Annotated in this window: 19 protein-coding genes; 5 read left to right on the top strand and 14 right to left on the bottom strand. The window is 67.5% G+C overall.

Translation table 11 applies throughout. The features are described from left to right. Positions 1-4: 4 nt before the first annotated feature. Positions 5-1,132: a hypothetical protein gene (locus tag MHN84_RS15750; RefSeq protein WP_241205473.1), complete on the bottom strand. Its 1,128-nt coding sequence runs from the start codon at positions 1,130-1,132 to the stop codon at positions 5-7. Positions 1,133-1,208: 76 nt separating this feature from the next. Between MHN84_RS15750 and MHN84_RS15745 the strand changes: the two genes are divergently transcribed. Further along, the gene (locus MHN84_RS15745; RefSeq protein ID WP_241205472.1) at positions 1,209-2,123 is read left to right on the top strand and encodes an IclR family transcriptional regulator; all 915 of its coding nucleotides are present in this window, start codon (positions 1,209-1,211) and stop codon (positions 2,121-2,123) included. Here the strand turns inward: MHN84_RS15745 and MHN84_RS15740 are convergent. The 5 genes from MHN84_RS15740 to MHN84_RS15720 form a co-directional block, all read right to left on the bottom strand. Beyond that, positions 2,113-4,188 (bottom strand): ATP-dependent DNA helicase RecQ, encoded by a 2,076-nt coding sequence (locus tag MHN84_RS15740; protein ID WP_241205471.1) that lies wholly within the window; start codon positions 4,186-4,188, stop codon positions 2,113-2,115. The genes MHN84_RS15745 and MHN84_RS15740 overlap by 11 nt on opposite strands. Positions 4,189-4,270: 82 nt before the next feature. Beyond that, on the bottom strand, positions 4,271-4,744 hold the full coding sequence (locus tag MHN84_RS15735; protein ID WP_241205470.1) for a hemophore-related protein: 474 nt from the start codon (positions 4,742-4,744) through the stop codon (positions 4,271-4,273). Between the two features lie 143 nt (positions 4,745-4,887). Then, on the bottom strand, positions 4,888-5,937 hold the full coding sequence (dmpG, locus tag MHN84_RS15730) for a 4-hydroxy-2-oxovalerate aldolase (RefSeq protein ID WP_241205469.1): 1,050 nt from the start codon (positions 5,935-5,937) through the stop codon (positions 4,888-4,890). Further along, positions 5,934-6,851 (bottom strand): acetaldehyde dehydrogenase (acetylating), encoded by a 918-nt coding sequence (locus tag MHN84_RS15725; protein ID WP_241205468.1) that lies wholly within the window; start codon positions 6,849-6,851, stop codon positions 5,934-5,936. Before MHN84_RS15725 ends, dmpG begins: the two co-directional genes overlap by 4 nt. A 9-nt stretch (positions 6,852-6,860) precedes the next feature. Further along, the gene (locus MHN84_RS15720) at positions 6,861-7,646 is read right to left on the bottom strand and encodes a 2-keto-4-pentenoate hydratase (RefSeq protein WP_241205467.1); all 786 of its coding nucleotides are present in this window, start codon (positions 7,644-7,646) and stop codon (positions 6,861-6,863) included. A 69-nt stretch (positions 7,647-7,715) separates the two neighbouring features. Here MHN84_RS15720 and kstD point away from each other — a divergent pair, with 69 nt between their 5' ends. Both kstD and MHN84_RS15710 read left to right on the top strand, forming a co-directional pair. Then, complete coding sequence (gene kstD / locus MHN84_RS15715) at positions 7,716-9,398, top strand: 3-oxosteroid 1-dehydrogenase (RefSeq protein ID WP_241205466.1); 1,683 nt, start codon at positions 7,716-7,718, stop codon at positions 9,396-9,398. Between the two features lie 2 nt (positions 9,399-9,400). Continuing rightward, the gene (locus tag MHN84_RS15710; protein WP_241205465.1) at positions 9,401-10,261 is read left to right on the top strand and encodes a MaoC/PaaZ C-terminal domain-containing protein; all 861 of its coding nucleotides are present in this window, start codon (positions 9,401-9,403) and stop codon (positions 10,259-10,261) included. Between the two features lie 4 nt (positions 10,262-10,265). Here MHN84_RS15710 and MHN84_RS15705 read toward each other — a convergent pair whose 3' ends face one another. Together MHN84_RS15705 and MHN84_RS15700 are read right to left on the bottom strand one after the other, a co-directional pair. Then, the gene (locus MHN84_RS15705; protein WP_241205464.1) at positions 10,266-10,736 is read right to left on the bottom strand and encodes a hypothetical protein; all 471 of its coding nucleotides are present in this window, start codon (positions 10,734-10,736) and stop codon (positions 10,266-10,268) included. 116 nt (positions 10,737-10,852) lie between these two features. Then, positions 10,853-12,103 (bottom strand): hypothetical protein, encoded by a 1,251-nt coding sequence (locus tag MHN84_RS15700; protein WP_241205463.1) that lies wholly within the window; start codon positions 12,101-12,103, stop codon positions 10,853-10,855. Between the two features lie 272 nt (positions 12,104-12,375). Here MHN84_RS15700 and MHN84_RS15695 point away from each other — a divergent pair, with 272 nt between their 5' ends. Beyond that, a complete protein-coding gene (locus MHN84_RS15695) occupies positions 12,376-13,302 on the top strand; it encodes an MPT63 family protein (protein ID WP_241205462.1) in 927 nt (308 codons plus the stop codon). A gap of 31 nt (positions 13,303-13,333) precedes the next feature. Here MHN84_RS15695 and MHN84_RS15690 read toward each other — a convergent pair whose 3' ends face one another. After that, positions 13,334-14,038: a hypothetical protein gene (locus MHN84_RS15690; RefSeq protein ID WP_241205461.1), complete on the bottom strand. Its 705-nt coding sequence runs from the start codon at positions 14,036-14,038 to the stop codon at positions 13,334-13,336. A gap of 164 nt (positions 14,039-14,202) precedes the next feature. Between MHN84_RS15690 and asnB the strand changes: the two genes are divergently transcribed. Then, the gene (gene asnB / locus MHN84_RS15685) at positions 14,203-16,068 is read left to right on the top strand and encodes an asparagine synthase (glutamine-hydrolyzing) (RefSeq protein WP_241205460.1); all 1,866 of its coding nucleotides are present in this window, start codon (positions 14,203-14,205) and stop codon (positions 16,066-16,068) included. A gap of 18 nt (positions 16,069-16,086) precedes the next feature. Here the strand turns inward: asnB and MHN84_RS15680 are convergent, their stop codons facing one another. The 5 genes from MHN84_RS15680 to MHN84_RS15660 are packed head-to-tail and all read right to left on the bottom strand — an operon-like array spanning position 16,087 to position 22,029. Continuing rightward, a complete protein-coding gene (locus MHN84_RS15680) occupies positions 16,087-16,911 on the bottom strand; it encodes a polysaccharide lyase (protein ID WP_241205459.1) in 825 nt (274 codons plus the stop codon). 19 nt (positions 16,912-16,930) lie between these two features. After that, positions 16,931-18,454: an oligosaccharide flippase family protein gene (locus MHN84_RS15675; protein WP_241205458.1), complete on the bottom strand. Its 1,524-nt coding sequence runs from the start codon at positions 18,452-18,454 to the stop codon at positions 16,931-16,933. Next, positions 18,451-19,668, bottom strand: coding sequence for a glycosyltransferase family 4 protein (locus MHN84_RS29885; RefSeq protein WP_241205457.1), 1,218 nt, complete (start codon positions 19,666-19,668; stop codon positions 18,451-18,453). Before MHN84_RS29885 ends, MHN84_RS15675 begins: the two co-directional genes overlap by 4 nt. Further along, positions 19,665-20,765, bottom strand: a complete 1,101-nt coding sequence (locus tag MHN84_RS15665) for a polysaccharide deacetylase family protein (RefSeq protein ID WP_241205456.1) — start codon at positions 20,763-20,765, stop codon at positions 19,665-19,667. The genes MHN84_RS29885 and MHN84_RS15665 overlap by 4 nt, the downstream gene beginning before the upstream one ends. Positions 20,766-20,775: 10 nt before the next feature. Next, positions 20,776-22,029: a glycosyltransferase family 4 protein gene (locus MHN84_RS15660; protein WP_241205455.1), complete on the bottom strand. Its 1,254-nt coding sequence runs from the start codon at positions 22,027-22,029 to the stop codon at positions 20,776-20,778.

The raw sequence follows: 22,029 nt of genomic DNA, 5'->3' as shown, positions 1-22,029 counted from the left end.
ATCGCTATCCCACCATCCTGTAGCCGATCTGCCGCTGACGCAGAGCGATTCGCGCCCGCCAGTCGTCGGAGGAGATCACGTTGTCCTTGTGGTACGGCAGTGCACCGGCGACGTCGTCGAGGTCCATCACCGCCACCGTCGGACCGTCGGCCTCGGTCATCTGCCGCGACACCCGTTGCCACCGGAACTGCAGGTAACCCTTGCGGTGTCCGAGTGTTTCGACCCAGTTCGTCACACCGGGATTGTCGTCCGACACGACGATTCGGATGAAGCCGTCCGGATCCGCCTGCGCCTGTGTCCCGTTCAACGAGGTCTGGTGGTTGATGTAATCCAGCGAGATGTACCAGAGACTGCCGAGCTGGAAGCCCATGTAGGGCGCATCGGAGACCGGCACGGTGATCACCATGGCCTGATCGGGCGCCAGATCGAAGTGGCCGACCGACGAATACTGGGTGGCCAACCCACCCGGGGTGAGCCGCGGCGGCACCATCGTGTTCACCGGCAGCGTGTCGTAGAACCACTGCGGAAACTGCAGCCAGGTCTTGACCCGCTGCACCAACTGCTTGCCCGCGACCGAGAACCGCTTCTCCATCAGCTCAGGGGTCAGCGGCGGCGGTGCGGTGCCCGCAGTGTCGGTGCGTGCGATCGCCAACGTGCCACGCTGCGCCGACCAATCGTTGTACACCTCACGAATCACCAACTGCGCGGGCGATTTCGGCACCACCCGCCACTCGAAGGTGCCGTCGGGCGCGATGTCGAGTTCGCGATCGTCGAACGCCGTCTCGCTGTCCGGGACGTTGTCGTCGGTGTACTCGCCGCCGAGCATCTGGAAACTGAGATCGGTCGTCGTGCCGCGACGACCGGTCACCACGTACTCGTGGCCCGGCACGACGCGGGTACCGAAGTACAGCGTGTCGGGATTGTCGAGGCCCATCTTGGTGAACGGACCGGTTCCGCTGTGCAGGAACGGGTGGTCGCGGTCGTAGTCGAAGGCGACGTGCGTGCAGGCCGCCACGCATCCGGCGAAGTACTGCAGACCTTCGAGGAGGTCGGCGTCGGATTCGATGAAGGGCGCGGCGACGACGAGCGCCTCGGCCTCGGCGATGGCGTCGATCAGCGGCTGTGCGTGCACGCCCCCGAAATTAGAACGCGTTCTAACAGGAGTCAATATATCGACCGTGGCGTTCCAAATATGTACCGTTCGTAAGGTGCCGCCGACTGCCCGCCGCGTCTCGCCGCCCACCGACCGGGTCGTCGCGATCCTCGAATTCCTCGGTGCACGACCGACGGAACGCTTCGGTGTCTCGGATCTGGCACGCCGCCTCGGCCTGAGCAAGCCCACCTGCCTGGGCATCGTCACCTCGCTTGCCGAGGCCGGCTACCTGGTGCGCGACGACACCGACAAGACCTATCGGCTGGGACCGGCCCTGATCACGCTCGGCCACCGCGCCCAGGAGGCGATGCGGGTCAGCCCGGCCGCGCGCGACGAGCTACGCCGCCTGTCCACCCGGTTCGGGGTCACCGCAGCGCTGTCGGCGGTGATCGACGATCGCATCACCGTGCTCGACCTGGTCAGCCCGGCCGGAGCGCACCCCGGTGTCGAAGTGGGCCAGAGTTATCCGTTCGCGCCGCCGGTCGGACTGATGTTCGTGCTGTGGGACGATCTCGCCGCCCGGGCGTGGCTGGCCAAGGAACCGACGATTCCGTTGCGCACCGACACTCAGCGGTTGCACCGCGTGATCACCGCGTGTCGCGCGGACGGCTACCTGGTGGAACGACAGACGCCGGCCGGTCGGCGGCTGTACGCGCTGATGGCCGGGATGTCGGCCACGCTGCCCGACGAACTGCGGGCGCTGCTGGGCGAGCTGGTCTCCGACATCGGCGAACGCGTGTCGTTGCAGGAGGACAGGCGGGCACGGACTCGCCACGACATCAGCGTGATCTCCGCCCCCGTCTTCGATCAGCACCGGCGCCAGGCCATGGTGGCTTCGATGCACATCGGCACGGCGCTGACCGAGCGCGAGATCGGCGAACGGGCGCGCGCGGTGGTCGCCGCCGCCGACGCGGTGACCGCGCAGCTCGGCGGCGCCAGACCCGGACGTCCGGCACCGGCTAGGACGTAGCGGCCAGCGCGAACGGGAGCACGTCAGCGGCGCCGGCCGCGCGTACGACGCGGGCCGCCATCGTCATCGTCCACCCGGTGTCGGTGCGGTCGTCGACCAGCAGCACCGGGCCGTCGGGCACGGCGTCGGGAACCGACCACGCGCCGTGCAGTGCCGCGACGCGGTAGGCCGAGTTCGCGGCGCCGACGGGCCGGTGGCCTGGGGTGTACTGCAGAGTGCCGAGATCGGTGAGCCTGCCCAGCTCGGCCAACCGCGCGCGCAGCGAGGTGATCAGCAGCGGATGCGTGGCCGAGTCGAGCGCCATCACCGCGGTCGGCCGCGTCGTCCAGTTCCACGCCGCGAGCACCTTCACCGCGGCGCTCACCACATCGTCTGGCACCTCGGCGTCGGGCCCGTCGAGCAGCGCCCGTAGCCGTGCACCCCAGCCCAGGTCGGTGAGCCGCCCGACGACGCGGCCGGGCGACGGTCCGTCGGTGATCCGGCCCGACAGCTCGATCCCCAGCTTGGCGAGGCCGGTCGGCCACTGCTTGCGCGGCGCCAATTCGACCCCGGGACGCATCAGTGCGGCGCGGATCTCCTCGGAGTCGGACGCGGCGACGTCGCCGCTGACACGTTCACCGGTGCAGTTGTCGCACCGTCCGCAGCGCTCGTCGGGCGTCAGTGTCGGATCGTCGAGTTGGGCGCGCAGGAACGCCATCCGGCACCGCTGGGTGGCCTGGTAGTCGAGCATGGCCCGCTGCTCTCGGCGGCGTGCCTCGTCGAGAGTCCGATAGCGCTGCTCGTCGTACTCCCACGGCTCGCCGGTGCCTGTCCAGCCGCCTTTGACCCTGCGGACCGCCCCGTCGACGTCGAGGACCTTGAGCACCATCTCGAGCCGGGAACGATTGAGGTCGACGAGCGGCTCAAGCGCCGCCGTCGACAGCGGACGGTCCACGTCCAGCTCACGAATCACCTTGCGCACCAACTGTTCCGGCGGAAACGCCAGAGACCCGAAATACCGCCAGATGTCGGCGTCCTCGTGGCCGGGCAGCAGGATCACCTCGGCACGCTCGGTGGCACGGCCGGCGCGGCCGACCTGCTGGTAATACGCGATCGGCGACGACGGCGCACCGAGGTGGACCACGAATCCCAGATCGGGTTTGTCGAACCCCATGCCCAGTGCCGACGTGGCGATCAGCGCCTTCACGCGGTTGCCCAGCAGATCCGCTTCGAGCTGCTCCCGTTCGGCGGCGTCGGTGGCGCCCGTGTACGCCGCGACCGGATAGCCCCGCTCGCGCAGCAGCGCAGCGACGTCCTGAGCCTGGGCCACGGTCAGGGTGTAGACGATGCCCGAGCCGGGCAGCTCGCCGAGATGTGCGGCCAGCCAGGCGGCGCGCTGCGCGGGGTTACCGGCGGTGACGACCGACAGCCGCAGGGATTCCCGATCCAAACCCCCGCGGAGCACCAGCGTGTCACGGCCGCCGACGCCGAGCTGCGCAGCGACGTCGGCGACCACTCGGTCGTTGGCGGTGGCCGTCGTGGCGAGGACCGGAACATCGCTGCCGAGGTCGGCGAGCAGCGTGCGGATGCGGCGGTAGTCGGGGCGGAAATCATGGCCCCAGTCGGAGACGCAATGCGCCTCGTCCACGACGACGAGGCCGGCGTCGCGTGCGAGCTCGGGCAACACGGAGTCACGGAAGTCGGGATTGTTCAGCCGTTCCGGGCTGACGAGGAGGACGTCGAGATCGCCGTCACGCACCCGAGCATGGATGCCGTCCCAGTCGGTCATGTTGCTCGAGTTGATGGTTGCGGCACGCACCCCCGCCTTCTCCGCCGACGCGACCTGGTTACGCATCAACGCGAGCAACGGCGAGACGATGACCGTGGCGCCGTGACCGTTGCGACGCAGCAGGGTGGCCGCGATGAAATAGACCGCCGACTTCCCCCACCCGGTACGTTGCACCACCAGCGCACGTCGCCGGTGTACCACCAGCGCCTCGATCGCCGTCCACTGGTCGTCGCGCAGCTGCGCACCCGGACCCGCCAGCTGTTCGAGAATCTTCTGCGCGTCGTCGCGGGTCACCATGACCCCATCGTCTCCGACACCCCCGACACACACTGATCGTGCCTCCCGCAGGAACGCACGGTCAGTGGTCGGCGGTCGACGATCAGGCCGTCGGCGCCTCGGAGTCCCCCGCGTTGTCGGGCTCCGGCGCGCTCGGGAGCTGCGGGGTTTGTACGGTCCACACCGCCTGGGCGACGGGAGTGGGCGTCACAGTGATGCCGCAGCGTTGCTTCAGTGAGCCGACCGGTTCGTAGATGGCCTCCAGTTGACGCTGGACCTGCGGGTTGTCCTTGAGGTACGTCACATACGCCTGCTGGGCCTCCGGCTGAGGCTGGGCCGACATCGTGGAGAGCGCCTCGTTGGTCTGCGGGTTGGCCGTCAGGTACGCACCCTCCGAGGCTGCTGCGGTGCTCACGGTGCCGGCGACACTGGCGGCCGAGCAGTCCGAGGTGAAGACCGGCCCCAGAGCCGGCTCGGCGCGGGCCACCGGGGCGATGATCGCGACCGCGCCGAAGGTGAGCAGGCCGCCTGCGAACACGCCGAACAGTCCACGGCGAACGGTGTCGGTGGAAGTCACGGGCAATCACTCCTCTGGGTCTGCGAACGAACATTCGCTTCCCTTTTTGCTAGCCGATCGCCGCAGAAGCTAAACACCGCGCAACCGCCAGAAGCCGGCCGTCTGCTCACGTTCACCGGCTGACGGTCGTCCTGCGCGCGGGCCTACGTGGTCGCCGCCGCGTCCATCTCCCGTTTGATCTCCAGGGCGATGTCGATGAGCTGGTCTTCCTGGCCGCCGATGAGTTTGCGCTGCCCGGCGCGGTGCAGCAGCTTGTGCGCGGGCACCCCGTAGCGCTCGGACTGGCGGATGGCGTGTTTGAGGAAGCTGGAGTACACCCCGGAGTAGCCCATGATCAACGCGTTGCGGTCCAGCAGGCACTCGGCCGGCATCGCCGGGGCGACGACCTCTTCGGCGGCGTCGGCGATGTCGAAGAAATCGATGCCGGTCTTCACCCCGATCTTGTCGAACACCCCGATCAACGCCTCCACCGGCGCGTTACCGGCCCCGGCACCGAAGCGGCGGCACGACCCGTCGATCTGCTTGGCCCCGGCCCGCACCGCCTCGATCGAGTTGGCCACCCCCAACCCGAGGTTCTCGTGCCCATGGAAACCCACCTGCGCGTCGTCACCGAGTTCGGCGACCAACGCCGCCACCCGATCCCGCACCCCCTCCAACACCAAGGCACCGGCGGAGTCGACGACGTAGACGCACTGACACCCCGCATCGGCCATGATCCGGGCCTGCTTGGCGAGCTTGTCCGGGGAGATGGTGTGACTCATCATCAAGAACCCGACGGTCTCCAACCCGAGTTCGCGGGCCAGCCCGAAATGCTGGATCGAGACGTCAGCTTCGGTGCAGTGCGTGGCGATCCGGCAGATCGACCCGCCGTTGTTCTGCGCCTCTTTGATGTCTTCCTTGGTGCCCACCCCGGGCAGCATCAGGAACGCGATCTTCGAGTCTTTCGCCGTCTCGGCGGCGAGCTTGATCAGTTCCTGCTCCGGGGTCTTGGAGAACCCGTAGTTGAAGCTCGACCCGCCCAACCCGTCACCGTGGGTGACCTCGATGACCGGCACCCCGGCCGCATCCAGGGCCGCGACGATCGCACCCACCTCGTCTTTGGTGAACTGATGCCGCTTGTGATGGGACCCGTCACGCAGCGACGTGTCCGTCATCCGCACATCCCACATCGGATCGAAATAGATGCCGCTCATGCGTGACCTCCGGTGGTCGCTGCCAGGACTTCCTTGGCGATCTCCTCGCCCACCTTGGTGGCCGCGGCAGTCATGATGTCCAGATTTCCAGCGTAGGGCGGCAGGTAGTCGCCCGCACCCTCCACTTCGATGAACGTCGTGACGACATGGGTGCCGCCGTTGACCACCGACGGCTCGTCGAACTGCGGCTCGTTGAGCAACCGATAGCCGGGCACATAGGTCTGCACCTCGGCCACCACCTCTTTGATCGACGCCGTGATCGCGGCGTGGTCGGCGTCGTCGGGAATCGCGCAGAAGATGGTGTCGCGCATGATCATCGGCGGATCCGCGGGATTGAGGATGATGATCGCCTTACCCCGCTGCGCGCCGCCGATCGTCGACACCCCGGCGCTGGTGGTCTTGGTGAACTCGTCGATGTTGGCCCGTGTCCCCGGACCTGCCGACGCCGAGGACACCGACGCCACGATCTCGGCATACGGCACCCCCACCACGCGGGACACGGCGTAGACGATCGGAATCGTCGCTTGCCCACCGCAGGTCACCATGTTCACGTTCGGCGCGTCCAGATGCTCGCGCAGATTCGCCGGCGGGATCACCCCCGGCCCCACCGCCGCGGGGGTCAGATCGATCGCCCGGATACCGGCCTCGGCATAGCGCGGTGCCGCATCCCGGTGCACGTAGGCACTGGTCGCCTCGAACACCATGTCCGGCATCTCATCACGTGCGAGCAGCCAGTCCACCCCCTCGTGCGAGGTCTCCAGACCGAGCTTGCGGGCGCGGGCCAAACCCTCACTCTCCGGGTCGATCCCGATCATCCAGCGCGGCTCCAGCCACTCCGAACGCAGGAGTTTGTACAGCAGGTCGGTACTGATGTTGCCCGACCCGACGATCGCCACGGTTGCCTTGTCAGCCATATCAGGCTCCTATTCGAAATCCAGTCGTACCGAACCCAACCCGGAAAAATCGGCGACGAAACGGCTACCCGGCGGCGCGTCGATCGCGCGGGTGCACGACCCCGGCAGCACGATGTCACCGGCCTTCAGACGGACGCCGAACCCCTCCACCTTGCGCGCCAGCCACGCCACCGCGGTGACGGGGTTGCCCAGAACCGCGTCGCTGCGCCCTTCGGCGACCACCTCGCCGTTGTTGGTCAGCACCGCGTCGATGCTTCGTATGTCGATGTCCTTGGGCGAGACCCGCGCCTCGCCCAGTACCCATCCCGCCGACGAGGCGTTGTCGGCGATGGTGTCGCACAACTTGATCTGCCAATTCGTGATGCGCGTGTCGATCAACTCGATCGCCGGCGCGAACGCCGCGGTCGCCGCCAGCACGTCGTCCTCGGTGCAACCGGCGCCCGGCAGGTCGTCGGAGAGGATGAAGCCGACCTCGACCTCCACCCTGGGGTACAGATACCGGGCCGACTCCACGGGCCGATCCTCGAACACCTCCATGCCGTCGAGCAGATGCCCGTAGTCGGGCTCGTCGACGTTCATCATCTTCTGCATGGCTTCCGAGGACAGCCCCACCTTGTGGCCGATCACCCGCGCGCCGTCGGCCACCTTCGACCGGATGTTGATCAGCTGAATCTCGTAGGCATCGACGACGTCGATGGCTGGATGCGCGTCCGTGAGAGGTGAGATGGGCTGACGTGTGCGCTCGGCTTCGGCCAGGTCGGCGGCGAGCTTTTCGCGCACCTGCGCGGGCAACATGTGAATTCCCCTCGTTTCGTCCACCGGCACAGTTGTTAGTCGGCCGGGCAATTCTATAACGTGTTCTACATGACCGAGCAGGAGTATGACGTCGTCGTGGTGGGCAGCGGCGCCGCGGGTATGGTCGCCGCCCTCACGGCCGCTCATCAGGGTCTCTCGACGATAGTCGTCGAGAAGGCTCCGCACTATGGTGGTTCGACCGCCCGCTCGGGTGGCGGGGTGTGGATTCCGAACAACGAGGTTCTCGAGCGGGACGGGGTCAGCGACACCCGCGAGGCCGCCCGCACCTACCTGCACTCGATCATCGGCGACGTCGTGCCCGCCGAGAAGATCGATACCTACCTCGATCGCGGTCCGGAGATGCTGTCGTTCGTGCTCGAGCACTCACCGCTGAAGCTGTGCTGGGTGCCGAACTACTCCGACTATTACCCCGAGGCACCCGGGGGCAAGTCGACCGGGCGATCGGTGGAACCGAAGCCGTTCGACGCCAAGAAGCTGGGACCCGACATGAAGGGCCTGGAACCCCCGTACGGCAAGGTGCCGCTCAACGTGGTGGTGATGCAGCAGGACTACGTGCGGCTCAACCAACTCAAGCGTCATCCCCGCGGGGTGCTGCGCAGCCTGAAGGTCGGCGCGCGCACGATGTGGGCGCAGGCCACCGGAAAGAACCTCGTGGGCATGGGTCGCGCGTTGATCGCGCCGCTGCGCATCGGCCTGCAGAAGGCGGGGGTGCCGGTGCAGCTGAACACCGCGATGACGGACCTCCACGTCGAAGACGGGGTGGTTCGCGGCATCTATGTGCGCAACACTGCCGAACCCGAGAGCGCAGAGCCGACGCTGATCCGGGCCCGGCGCGGGGTGATCCTGGGCAGCGGCGGTTTCGAGCACAACGAACAGATGCGGGTCAAGTACCAGCGCGCCCCGATCACCACCGAGTGGACGGTGGGCGCGGTGGCCAACACCGGCGACGGCATCCTCGCCGCCGAAAAGCTCGGTGCCGCATTGGATGTCATGGAAGACGCGTGGTGGGGCCCCACGGTGCCGCTGAAGGGTGCCCCGTGGTTCGCCCTCTCCGAGCGCAACTCCCCCGGCTCGATCATCGTCAACATGAACGGCAAGCGGTTCATGAACGAGTCGATGCCGTATGTCGAGGCGTGCCACCACATGTACGGCGGGCAATACGGGCAGGGTCAGGGTCCCGGCGAGAACATCCCGGCGTGGCTGATCTTCGACCAGCAGTATCGCGACCGCTACATCTTCGCCGGATTGCAACCGGGGCAACGGATTCCGAACAAGTGGATGGAATCCGGGGTGATCGTGAAGGCGGACACGCTCGAGGAGCTGGCAGCCAAGACCGGTCTACCCGTCGCAGCCCTGTCCGAGACGGTGCAGCGCTTCAACGGATTTGCTCGCAGCGGCGTCGACGAGGATTTCAAACGCGGCGAGAGCGCCTACGACCGCTACTACGGCGATCCCACCAACAAGCCGAACCCCAACCTCGGCGAGATCAGCCACGCCCCGTACTACGCCGCGAAGATGGTGCCGGGCGATCTCGGCACCAAGGGCGGCATCGTCACCGACGTCCACGGACGCGCCCTGCGCGACGACGGCTCGGTGATCGACGGACTCTACGCAGCGGGTAACGTCAGCGCCCCGGTGATGGGGCACACCTATCCCGGACCCGGCGGCACGATCGGCCCCGCGATGACGTTCGGGTACCTCGCGGCACGGCACCTGGCCGGCAAGGAGTAAGCATGCCCATCAACCTCGACGAGGCGATCGGTGCCGAACTGCCCCCGGTCGAATTCTCCTGGAGCAGCAGCGATGTGCAGCTCTATCATCTCGGGCTCGGTGCGGGTGCCGATCCGATGGATCCGCGCGAGTTGCGCTATCTGACCGACGGCACACCACAGGTGCTGCCGACCTTCGGCAATGTCGCGCAGAGCTTCCACCTGACCGAACCCCCCGTGGTGAAGTTCCCCGGCATCGACATCGAGCTGTCCAAGGTGTTGCACGCCAGCGAGGCGGTGACCGTGCCCGGTCCGATCCCGCCGTCGGGGACGGCCACCGCGGTCACCCGGTTCACCGAGATCTGGGACAAGGGCAAGGCCGCGGTGATCTGGTCGGAGACCGAGGTCAAAGACGCTGACGGAACCCTGCTGTGGACGCAGAAGCGCTCGATCTTCGCCCGCGGTGAGGGCGGCTTCGGCGGCGACCGCGGCCCGTCGGGATCGTCCGCCGCGCCCGAGGGTGCGCCCGACATCGAGCTGACGCTGCCCACCTCACCGCAGCAGGCACTGCTCTACCGTATGTGCGGCGATCGCAACCCTCTGCATTCGGACCCGGAATTCGCTGCGGCAGCGGGCTTTCCACGCCCGATCCTGCACGGGCTGTGCACCTACGGCATGACCTGCAAGGCGCTGGTCGACAACCTGCTCGACGGCGATGTCGCTGCCCTGAAGTCCTACGGCGCGCGCATGGCCGGTGTCGTGTTCCCCGGCGAGACGCTGAAGGTCAGCGTCTGGAAGGACGCCGGAGCCTATCGGGCGGTGGTCACCGCGCCGGAACGCGATGACGCCGTAGCACTGGCCGGTGTCGACTTTGTGCCTGCCTGATTGGCTAGCGGCACATCTCGTCGATCTTCGTCGCGGTGTCCTGCGCGCTCTGCTGCCGCTGGGCCTGAGCGGGGTCGTCGCCGGGGGCGCCGGCAAGCTGGCCCATGCCGATGTAGGTGAGATCGTTTGCGAACGACCGCACCGCGTCGGCCAGATCACTGGGCACAGCGGCGTTGAGCCGGGAGAGCAGGTACTGGCCGCCTCCGAGTGTGGCGAGTCGCGCATTCGCGGCCACTGCCTGACGAGCGACCTTGTCGGTGCCGAGATTCGCGTTGGTCTGCAGTGACACCGCGTTGCGCACCGTGGTGAACGCCTGACAGATCTCGGTCTTGGCGTCACCGGTGGACGGGAGCGCAGCGGTGTTCGCGCTGTCGGTCGACGACGGGCGCAGCAGCCCCCATGCGGCGAGGGCAAGCGCGACGACGGCGACGACGAGCGCGGCCGGGGCCATCCACGCCGGTTTGGTGTCAGACATGCCAGCGATGATAGACCATCCAATCAGGCTGGCAGCCAGCGACTTTGACGAGAGCACACAGCAATCAGCCGGGTGCCGACCGTGGTCGACACCCGGCTGATGCTCAACCGTGCCGGTTAGGTCGAGGCACCGGTCCCACTGCCGGTGCCGTCGGCGCCGTCGTTGCCGGACTTTCCGGCGAAGCCGCCGCCGCCGCCGGTCCCACCGGCACCGCCCTTGCCGGTGCCGGTTGCGGACGTGCCGTTGCCACCCTTGCCGCCGTCGCCGCCCTTACCGACGATGCCGGTCGCGCCACCGCCGTCGCCGCCGTCACCGCCGGTCGCGTCTCCCCCGGCCGCGCCGGCGTTGCCGCCTGCGCCGCCGGCGCCGGCCTGGCCGTTCTTGGTACTGCCGCCGGAACCACCGTCGCCACCGTAGGTGTCGTTGTCGTTGTTGCCGGTCGCGGCGCCACCGGTGCCACCGGCACCGCCGGTGCCGTTCTCCGAGCGACCGCCGGAACCACCGTTACCACCGACGGCGATCTCGTCGGTGCCCGTGGTGTCGGCGCTGCCGCCGTTGCCACCGTTACCGGCGGTGGTCTTGCCGACCTCACCGCCGTCGCCACCGGCGCCGCCCTTGCCGCCCTGCGACGAGCCGTTGGCGGAGGCGGCGCTGCCACCGTTGCCACCGTTGCCGCCCTTGCCGCCCCATCGGCCACCGGAGCCGCCGGCACCACCGTTACCGCCGAAGGCGTTGTTGACGGCGGACTCGTCCTTGTCCTTGGTTGCCGGGTCGTCGACGACGTTGGCGGTGTTGTTCACACCCTTGCCGCCGTTACCACCGTTGCCGCCGTTGCCACCGAACTTGCCGCCGGCGCCACCCGCGCCGCCGGCGCCGCCGTTGCATGCAGCGCCGGTGCAGTCAGCGGCCGCGTCGACACCATCCCCGCCGTTACCGCCGTTGCCGAACCACTTGCCCGCGTTTCCACCGGAGCCGCCATTGGCCCCGTTTCCGCCGTTGCCGCCCAGCAGACCGGCGTCGCCGCCGTTGCACGCGGCGCCGGTGCAGTCGGCGGCGGCGTCGACACCGTCTCCATAGAGCCAGCCGCCCTCACCGATCATCGGCCGCAGCGCAGGCTTCACCGGGGCGCTCGGGGCGTCGGCCGCGTTGACCTTCTTGCTCTTATGGCCGACCTGCGCCCACCACAGCACGTGCTCGTCGTTCACGAGTTGGATCTGATGCGTCACCTGCGCCGGCGCGGCGTCGTAGTCCAGCATCAGCGTGCCGATGCCGGCCATCGCGACGCTGGTCACGCCCGCAGTGACCCCCGCCGCGAGATAGGTGCGCACCGACATCGACCGTGCGCCGCTCTTGGAGTGCTTGCCCATGAAAAATGATCCCCTGTTCGTGATCGAAATCCCCGTCAGCCGGGGACGATAGTCCGTCGGGGGCCCGTTCCGACGTCAATCACGAGATTTGCTGCTCGCGGTCGTGTCGGCATGCCCGTTGCGCTCGATGCCGCCAGCTCAGTTCGACTGTCCGCTAAGGCCGAAGCCACCTCATCGAACAAATTGGTGCGCGGGGGTGCTTCTGGGAGCTGTTAGGTTGCTCGTGAGGTGTATCTCGCTGCTCGCTCAAAGAAAGTCGGGAGGACAATTCAGTGAAATTCAAGCCCGCAGTGATCGCTGCCGCCGCAGCGGCTGCGATCGGCGTTTCCGGGGCACCGATCGCGTCGGCTGACGCGGAGGTGCAGTACCTCGGCCAGCCCGGTGAACTCGTCAACGGCAACGTCGTGCAGCACTGGACGATCACCGGCCTCAAGCCCAGCAGCGACATGATCCCCTATCAGCCCGTCGGCACGCTGTGGGAAGCCACCGCCACCGACGAAGCGATCGCCGGGTCGGTCACACCCATCGTGTCCAATCTCAATGCGCGCGCCCGCAACGGTGACACCTACCGGGTGCTGTTCACCGTGGCCACACCTCAGGGCGTGAACCCCTCGACGCTGGCGCAGGGCGAGAAGACCACCGGCAAGATCTACTTCGACGTGACAGGTGAAAAGCCCGACAGCGTCTTCTATTCCGACGGCGGTCCCGACCAGCTGCTGCTGTGGGTGGAGCCCCCGCCGCCACCGCCGGCGCCCGCAACGGGCGGCTACAGCGCCCCTGCATCGTCGGGCTCCACGTCCTCCGGCGCCGCCGAGACGGCCACCCCGGAGACCGCTACCACGTCGACGCCGCCCACCCCGGGCGCAGCTCCTGCCTCGGCCACCGAGACGCCCGCCCCCGTGCCTGCGGGCAGCGCGGGCACACCGCTGCCGCAGGGCAGCTCGGGCACTCCGTTGCCTGCGGGTAGCGCCGGGACACCGCTGCCGGCGGGTGAGGCCGGAACTCCGATGCCCGCCGAGATGGCTCCGGCCAGCCCCGCTCCGGTGCCCGCCGCGGCCACTCCGGCGCCGGCACCCGCCGCAGTGAGCCCGGCGCCTCAGGGCAGTTCGGGCACCCCGCTGCCCGAAGGCAGCAGCGGTACCCCCGCACCGATGCAGAGCCCGGCCACGACCACCGTCGTGGTGCCCCCGCCGTCCTGACAGCACCTCACCTGGTGGGCCGCGAACTCCGCTAGGAGTGCGATGCCCACCAGGTGTAGAGCTGGACCATGTTGGGGCCCGTCGGCCCGGACTGCACCTGACTGATCAGCAGGTTCGCGTCGGTGCTCCAGCCGACCGTCGGCTTGCTCTGCTGGAATCCGCACACCAGCGTTCCCGCTGTCTGCTGCGGGGTCGCGTTGCGCCGCCACGGTCCAGGCGACTGGATGTTGCCCGGGCAATCGACCACCGATGACGTGGCCACGATGTTGTCGAACAGGTCCTCGGCGGCAGCCTTGTCGGTAGCCAGCGTGTAGGTGGCCGTCAGCGGACCACCGGCATCGGTGTTCTGGCCACAGCTGACCTGGGCCAGTGCCCCCTGCGCGGGCACCACCGTCTCACAGGAGTCCGGGGCGTACCCCGGCGGCAGCATCCGCATCAACCGTGCCTGCGCCTGTTCGGGAGTCTCCGTCGGCGACGTCGCCGCAGCAGCACCGTCCGCGGCATCCGAGCCCTGCGACGACGGCCAGAACAGCCACGCGAGGACCCCGAGCCCGACCACTGCGACGGTGGCGACCGCAATCAGAACCAACGGCCGGTTGTTGCGGTGCACGGGCCGTGGATTCACCGACAGCGGGGCATCGAACCGACGATCCGCCCGCGCCGACGGCGGCACAGGCGAGCCGATCTGCAGCGGCCCGGTGTCCTCGTCGTCGGGTTGCGGCGCGTCGGAACTCATTCCGTCAAGGTTAGATGACGTTCCGCACGCGGTGTAGGACCGTTCGGCGTGGCATCAAGGCCATCGAATACGCGTCGAGGCGTGGCGCCGGCCATCGAAGCTTGACAGAATCCCGGTGTGGGGGAAACACCTCGAGGGGGAACATCACGCTGCGGTGGCCACTGATGTGTGGCATCTGCGGCATCTGGAGTGACGGTGAGCTCGACGCGCGCTCGCAGCGACTCGAGCGCATGCTGACGACCATCGTGCACCGTGGCCCCGACGGCGACGGAAGCTTTCACCGACATCGGGTTTCGATGGGAATGCGCCGGTTGGCGATCATCGACCTGCGCGGCGGCGACCAACCGATCTTCAACGAGGACGGCACGGTCGCCGTCGTCTTCAACGGCGAAATCTACAACTTTCGCGGACTGCGGACCGAGCTCGAGCGCCACGGCCACCGATTCACAACTCACTGCGACACAGAGGTTCTCGTCCACGGGTACGAGCAGTGGGGCGATGACGTGCTCCATCGACTCGTGGGCATGTTCGCGGTGGCGCTGTGGGACGACAACCGTCGCCGGCTCCTCGTGGCCCGCGACCGCTTCGGCAAGAAGCCGCTGTACTACTCACGCAGCGGCGGTGAGGTCGTCTTCGGCTCGGAGATCAAAGCCCTACTGGCCGCGGGTGTTTCTGCAGAGGTGGATGACGAAGCGCTGCAGGCCTATCTGACTCTGCGTTACGTCCCGAACCCGCGGACCCTTTTCCGATCCGTCCGGCAACTTCCCCCCGGCCACAAGATGATCATCGGCGATGACGGGTTGTCCATCGAGCGCTGGTGGCGGCTGCGCTATGACGAGAAACCGACGATCACCATCGGCGAGGCCGCAGACGAGGCGGAGGGTCTGATGCGCACGGCCGTCGAGCGTCGCCTCGTCAGCGATGTGCCGCTCGGGTGTTTCCTGTCCGGCGGACTGGACTCGAGCACCGTGCTGTCGTTCATGTCGGAGCTCTGCGACGAGCCGGTGCAGACCTTTTCGGTGGGCTTCGACCAGAGTTGGGCAGGCGACGAGTTGGCAGCCGCCCGCGCGACGGCCGAGACGTTGCGGACCCGCCACCACGAGACGCGACTCGGGCCCGACGAATTCCTTCGGCTCATGCCGCAGGCGATCTGGCATCGCGACGAACCGTTGGCCGAACCGTCCGAGATCCCGCTGCTCGCGCTGTCTCGCCTGGCACGGGAACACGTGACGGTGGTCCTGTCCGGGGAGGGTGGCGACGAACTGTTCGGTGGTTATCCGAAGTATCGCGTTGACGCCTTGCTTCATCGCGCGGGGTCGCCCGCCCGTGCCCTCCTCGGCGAAGAACGGCTGAACACCCTGGCCGCGTGGCATCGGTTACCGCGCCGGGCTCGAATGGCACTCAGAGCTCTGGCGTCCAGGACACCTGACGATCGATGGCCGGCGTGGTTCGGCGCCGACCCCGTGGCCGGGCTCTCGGACAACGACCTGCGCCCGCTGGCAGCTGCTTTGGCGGACATCGACCCCACCATGAGCTCCCTCGATCGCATGCTGGCGCTGGACGTGGAGAGCTATCTCGCGGACAACCTTCTCGTCCGGGGCGACAAGATGACCATGGCGGCATCCATCGAGGGACGGATGCCGCTGCTCGACCACGAGCTCGCCGAATTCGCGGCTCGCCTCCCCGGTGAACTCAAAGTCTCGCCGCGACGCACCAAGATCGTCATCCGCGAGATCGCCAGCCGGCGCCTGCCGGCTGAGCTGCTGTCGCGCAAGAAGATCGGTTTTGCGGTGCCCATCGGACCGTGGTTTCGCGGCGGGCTCGGAGATGCATTGGAGCGGCTCACACTCGGGCCCGAAGCGCGGCCTGACCCGCTGGTGGACCCCGACCGCGTGCGGCATGCTCTCGCACTGCACCGCGCCGGTCGCTACGACTTCGGCAAGGAGCTCTGGAGCGTCCTCACGCTCGACGTCTGGGCGCGAATCTTCCTCGACGGAGCCGAGCCGGCGAGTCTGGTCCTGCAGAGCTGAGCGGCAATCGTCTACGGATCACAGTCCATTCTCGTCGATGGCCGCCCGGAACCCGGTGTGGTACACGATTCCTGTGGGCTGCATGGCTTCTCGGTAGTAACCCTCTTTGTAATAGCAGTTCGTCGAACCGGGGACCAGCGTGCTCAGCGCGAGGGTATCCGAGCCGCCGGCGAACAGTTGACGAACACCGTTGTGCCACAGACGTATCCACCCCACACTTGGGTCGGTCGACCACTTCACCTGCATGATCACGTCATGCCACCTGCCGACGTCCAACGGCGTCTCGAAGACGGTGTAATCGCGCACGTACACCCCCGGGCGGGTCTGCTCGTCGACGACAAGAGACCAGAAGCCGTTCCTGGCGCCCACACCCCACTCGAACCCGGCACTCCCCACGCTGGAGTCGGGATGCCATCCGTTCGTGACGCCCCACCCCAGATCGGCGTGGTTCTGCGGGAAAGTGGGATCGAACATCGTGGAGAAGCGGTACCACCGGACCTGCCCCTCCGTACCGCCTGTCTGACCCTGGTCAGAACCGACGTCCGAGCGCTCCCCTCCGGCGAAGCCGGGCCAGTCTCCTGCCCGCACCTCGAATCGCGCCGCCCGCCCTTTCACCGGATCGTTGACCACGGTGGCGGAATACGTCGGCCGGTAGTCTGCCCCGGGTCCGTTGAATGACTTGTTCTGCACACTCGACCACTGGCTGAAGTCACCCGTCGAGTAGTCGCCGGTGAACATCGTCTGCGACGCAGCCTCCGGCAGCGCTTGTCCACTCACACACCCCGCGATGACCGCCAGAGACGTGACCAGTGCGACGAGTGAGATCCTGCGACATTGCGCCATGGCAGTTCCTTTCACCGATCTACGCGCTTCGATTCCGCATTTGACGTGCGACCGTGGAGATCTCATGCCACGCCGAGGGAACGAACCAGGAGAGTCCGACCGCACAGAGAGCGAGGTATCCCGCGGCCTCCAGAGCCAGGAGCGGCGCGGCAACGAAAACCGTGCGCTCGTCGACATGAATGAGCAGGTGCTCGATGAGGCCGACGCCGACGGCCGGCGCAGCTGCCACCAATACCGGTGGACCCAGCAAGCGGACGAGCTCGCCGATGGTCAGGCCGACCGGCCGACGCGCCAGCAGCAGGCTGAGAAATCCTGCCGCAAGCGTTGACAACGACAGGGCCAGGCCCACTCCGGCGAGGCCCAGGGGCAGCAGAGCGAACAGCAGTCCGAGGCCGAGTGCCGTGCTGACGATCGTCACCCAGTGCAGGGGCGCAGTGCGCCCGACACCTTTGATCGATTCCATGCCGACGGCCATCATCGCCACTCCGGGTCCGATCCCGGCCAGCGCCACGAGCATGACGCCTGCGCCCCTCCACTTCTCGCCCAGCAGCACCACCACCGCAGGCTCCCCGATTGCGATGATCAAGCAGGCGACCGGCAGGGTCAGACACCACAGCACCTGGAGGGCACGGCGGAACGCCGAACGCAACCGCGCCGGGTCGCCGGCCAGCCGGGAGAAGGCCGGAAACAACACGTAGGATGCGACGTCGATCACCGCGACCTCCGGCAGAGCACCCAGCCGGCGACCGTAGCGGTAAAAACCCAACGCGGTCGGGTTCAGGGCACCTCCCACGATGGCCGTCTCGATCATGTCCCTGGCCCGGTTGACGATCGTCCACGTGACCAACGGCAGCGAGAAGGCTGTCAACTCCCGCCACACCGCCAGCGAGGGGCGCCCCCGCGCTACGGAGCGGAAACCGGCCAGGGTCCACGTCGCGACAAGCCAGGCCGCGACCGAGCAGTAGGAGCCGATGACCAGACCCCACACGCCGAAGCCGTTGGCGCACAGCGTCACCGATGTGACCGCGAAGGTCACCACGATGACGGGTTGGACGATGTACCTGGCCCGGAAGTCGAAGCGACGTTGCAACAGGGCATCCGGCACATAGGTCAAGGCGTGCAAGACGATGGAGCCCGCCGAGACGGCGCAGATCGATCCCACGATCGCGCTCCCGAACAGTCTTCCGATCAACGGCGCACAGGCCACCGCCACGAGCGCCCATGCCAGACCGGTCGACAAGGTCGCCCAGAACACCGTGACCGTCGCGTCGTGGAGCCTGCCCTCGCGTTGCACCAGTGCATTGGCCAGTCCGCCCTCTGCGAATGTGATCAGGAAGCTGGAAAGCACCGTACCGGCTGCGAACCAGCCGACCTCCTCCGGCGAGAGCAGCCGAGCCAGGACGAGGGTCTGAACGAGGGATACGAGTTGGGTGAACACCAGCATCGCCGTCGATATCGCCGCACCGCGACGCAGCGTGCCCGCCATCGAACCCGGCCCGCTGAGATCTGGCGTGTCGACATCAGCCCCGGAGGTGCCAGTCACCGTCGACCTCGTCCCGCGGTGACATCGCCCCCATCGACCATGGTCCGCCACGGTCGACCGACCACGTCCCAGCGATAATGCTCGTGAAGCAGTGCATTGGCGTTGGTGCGCAATCGAAGTCGGCAGTCCGCGTCATCGAGCAGTTCCAGCACCGCCGCGGCGAACTCCCGGCTCTCCTCGGCGATGACGAGGTGCTTCCCATTGCGGACCGCACTGAGCGCCTCGACCCCGAGGGGCGTCGAGACCACCACGACACCGAGACCGAAGGCCTCGAGCACCTTGTTCTTGACCCCGCTTCCGGTCTGCATGGGGTTGATCATCACGGGGTAGCGCGACACCGTGGATCGCAGGTCCGGCACGAAACCAGCCAGCCGAACCAGAGGTTCGCGTTCAGCGAGCTCGACCAACCACGGCGGGGCATTGCGTCCCACGACCTCGACAGCTACCGCGGCATCACGCAATGTGGGGAACCACACGTCGTCGAAGAAGTACGCGAGCGCATCCGCATTGGGCGCGAAGTCCAGGTTGCCCCAGAACACCACGGCGCGGCGGTCCGCCGGCGGTGGCATCGCGGCGAGATAGCTCTCGTCGACGCCGTTGGGCACGGTTTGCACGTTCGACGCGGTGCCGCTGAGGGCGATGATGTGCGTCGTGTCGGCGTCGCTGGCGGTGACCACCCGGTCGAACAGCTGCGGCAGCCGCGCTTCCGTGCGGCGGGCCCGGATCAGATCGATTGCGTCCTGCCACCGTCGGCTACGGAAGCCGCCGGCGTATCCGAAGGCGCGGCTGCGCCGCAGTGCCATGCTGTCGCAGACGTCGAGCACGGCGTGTTCGACGTCGATGTCGGCGACCAATTCGACGAGTTCCTCCCCGAACACCACGATCTGCGAGATCGCGTACTCGACGATCAGGGCTTCGAGTCGTTGCCGTACGGCGGCGAATTCTCTGGCCCGACTGTGCCGCAGATAGTGGAGATCGTCGAGGCGGAAGTGCCGGCGCGGTGAGAGTGGACCGGTGAGCATCGGTCCGCACTCGGTGACACTGGTGAACAGAGTCGATCGGTCGATCGTCGACGGTCGCTCAGGAGGAGAATGCAGCGGGGCTACGAACAGATGCCGCTCGTCGGGAATGAGCGCGCAGAGCTGCGCGATCCTCAGATCGGTTCCGTTGGACATGGTGTCCACGCGTGTCGCTGTCACGATGAGCGTCGTCACGTCCGCCCACTCCACGACTTGTGGCCGGTCACGGCGAGCGCCGGCTCCGGTCCGCCATGGTCCGCGGTGCGTCGTCGCGCGCCGGATCTGCGCCGGCGGCGTGGTCGCAGAGCCAGGCCCGATGTTCTGCGGACGAACTGCGGGAAAGTCTGATGCGGCGAAACACCGATCCGGGGCAACAGGAAGGGATCTGATCCGGAGTCCGCGAACCCTTCGATGGTGGACAGCGCCCACCGGATACCGTTCCGCTCCAGTGCTTGCCGAGTACGTTCGTCGATGTCCTGCTCGCCGCCGTTGGGATAGGCGAAGATCGTCGGCGTCCGACCGGTGTTGATTCTCAATGCCCGGCACGACTCTGCGACCTCGAATTCCACCTTGGCGTCGTCGCAGCGCGCGAGAATAGGGTGCGTCACGCTGTGCGGGTGCAGGCTCACCAGCCCGTCGCAGGCGAGATCACCGGCCTCCGGCCAGGACAGCAGTCGGAAGAGCTCACCGCCGGCGGCGCAGTCTTGACCGAGAGCCTCGAGGACGGTCCGCATTTCGGCGAGACGTTGCGCATCCGGCAGTTCCTTGAGCCGCGCGATGGTGACATCGCGTGCGGCGGCGCGGTCGATGTCTGCCGTCACGGGGCGTGTCCCGAGACCCAACGAGGAGAGGTCGACCTCGGATCGGGTCGTCTGCGCGAATGCCAACCACAGGCGGTCAGCCCACAGCAATTCCGCGGTGCCCATGGGACCCGTGGCGAGGAACACCGCTGCCGGCACACCGAGGTCGCGCAGGACGGGTGCGGCATGGGTCAGCAGGTTGGCTGTGCCGTCGTCGAAGGTCACCACCGCGGCCCGCCGCGGCAGCGATCCGTCACCGAGCCGCTCGAGCGCCTCTGCAAGCGGCAGGACATGGTAGCGACGGCGCAGCCACGTCAGGTTTCGCCGCAGTGCCGCAGCGTCGATCACCCAGTCGCACGGAGGGCTGGGTGGCTCCGCCTCCACGCCATGGAACATGAGAATGACAAGCTGACGGGAGTGTATCCGGCGGGCCACTGCCGCCATCCCGCTGGCGCACAACAGTTTCGATGCCAGTTCGTCGATGCTGGTCATCATTTCGCCCTCACGACAACACTTCTCGATACGCTGCCACGGTCTTCTCCGCGACAGCCGCTGCCGTGAAGCGGTCGACGGCGACCTCATGTGCCCGCCAACCCATCCGTAGAGCCAGGGCCTGATCGCCGAGGAGCCTCACCATCCCGTCGGCGAGTGCCGGCTCGTCGTCAGGGTCGACCAGGAAGCCCGTCTCGTCATCGCTCACCATGTCGGTCACCCCACCCACGCGGCTCGCGATCACGGGCTTGCCGGCCGCCATGGCTTGGGCCAGGATCGTAGGGGCGTTCTCCTCCCGAGAGAACAGTGCCACGGCTCGGGCAGCAGCGATCTCTTCGCGCATGCGCTCGACCCCGACCAGGTCGGCGATCTCGACACAGCCGCGCAGGCCGAGATCCTCGACCCTGTTGCGGACAGCTCGCAGGTAATCGGGGTCAGGGTGGGGACCGACGAGCGTCAGCGTCGCTGACGGCACGAACGCCCGTGCCAGGGCGAACGCGTTGATGACTCCGATCGGATTCTTGCGCTCGGTGAAAACCCCGGCGTAGAGAATGTGGGGTCGTGTGAGCCCCGATGGTGCCAGGCTGAAGAACTCCCCACCGATCGGATTGGCTATCAGCACCCGTTCGCCCTGCATGGGTACGTCGAGGATCCTCGCATCCCAATTCGAGATCGATATGACGAGTCTCGCGCGGCGGAGCACCGACTGCTGCATTCTGCGCATGAGGCCGTCCCGCAGAACTCGACGCAGGCACCGCATGCCGTGCCCCTCAGAGCTCATGTCGGACAGCAGGAGCCCGTGGACAGTGACCGCGGTCTTCGGGCTGCAGCGCAGCGCGATGGCGCCGCTCAATCCGACCTCTTGGCCGTGCACCACATCTGGGTGAAGCCGTCGTACCAGTCGGCGTGCTCTGCACAGGTCGAGATAGGAGCCGGTGAGGGTGCGTAACCACCGCTGACTGCGTACGTAGTGAACGTCCACCTTGTCCCCCTCCCGACGGAAGGGCACGGGCGCGTCACCGTCGTGAAAACGCACCACGGTGATGCTCTCGACATCGTCCCGCTCTGCCAGCGCCGGAACGAGAACGCTGGTGACCGCTTCGATGCCGCCGCGCACACGCCCCGGTTCGAGCGGGTAGGGACCGATCATCAGCACCCGCAGACCCGAGCGCCGGCCCGGCACACCGGTCCCGCCCGCATCCAGCGGGCGGGACCGGCGTCGGGGGCGGGTATTCGACGCGTCGGTGAGAGACAGGCTGTTCAT

Origin of the sequence: Mycobacterium sp. PSTR-4-N (genome assembly GCF_022348085.1) — a bacterium.
GTDB lineage: Bacteria > Actinomycetota > Actinomycetes > Mycobacteriales > Mycobacteriaceae > Mycobacterium.
Note: the sequence above shows the minus strand (reverse complement) of the source record. Positions and strands in the feature narration are given on the sequence as shown.

Coding starts and splice junctions, on each gene's coding strand:
- MHN84_RS15740 (WP_241205471.1), bottom strand. CDS start 4,188: ATGGTGACCCGCGACGACGCGCAGAAGATTCTCGAACAGCTGGCGGGT.
- dmpG (WP_241205469.1), bottom strand. CDS start 5,937: ATGAGCGGCATCTATTTCGATCCGATGTGGGATGTGCGGATGACGGAC.
- MHN84_RS15725 (WP_241205468.1), bottom strand. CDS start 6,851: ATGGCTGACAAGGCAACCGTGGCGATCGTCGGGTCGGGCAACATCAGT.
- MHN84_RS15720 (WP_241205467.1), bottom strand. CDS start 7,646: ATGTTGCCCGCGCAGGTGCGCGAAAAGCTCGCCGCCGACCTGGCCGAA.
- kstD (WP_241205466.1), top strand. CDS start 7,716: ATGACCGAGCAGGAGTATGACGTCGTCGTGGTGGGCAGCGGCGCCGCG.
- MHN84_RS15710 (WP_241205465.1), top strand. CDS start 9,401: ATGCCCATCAACCTCGACGAGGCGATCGGTGCCGAACTGCCCCCGGTC.
- MHN84_RS15705 (WP_241205464.1), bottom strand. CDS start 10,736: ATGTCTGACACCAAACCGGCGTGGATGGCCCCGGCCGCGCTCGTCGTC.
- MHN84_RS15700 (WP_241205463.1), bottom strand. CDS start 12,103: ATGGGCAAGCACTCCAAGAGCGGCGCACGGTCGATGTCGGTGCGCACC.
- MHN84_RS15690 (WP_241205461.1), bottom strand. CDS start 14,038: ATGAGTTCCGACGCGCCGCAACCCGACGACGAGGACACCGGGCCGCTG.
- asnB (WP_241205460.1), top strand. CDS start 14,203: ATGTGTGGCATCTGCGGCATCTGGAGTGACGGTGAGCTCGACGCGCGC.
- MHN84_RS15680 (WP_241205459.1), bottom strand. CDS start 16,911: ATGGCGCAATGTCGCAGGATCTCACTCGTCGCACTGGTCACGTCTCTG.
- MHN84_RS15665 (WP_241205456.1), bottom strand. CDS start 20,765: ATGACCAGCATCGACGAACTGGCATCGAAACTGTTGTGCGCCAGCGGG.
- MHN84_RS15660 (WP_241205455.1), bottom strand. CDS start 22,029: ATGAACAGCCTGTCTCTCACCGACGCGTCGAATACCCGCCCCCGACGC.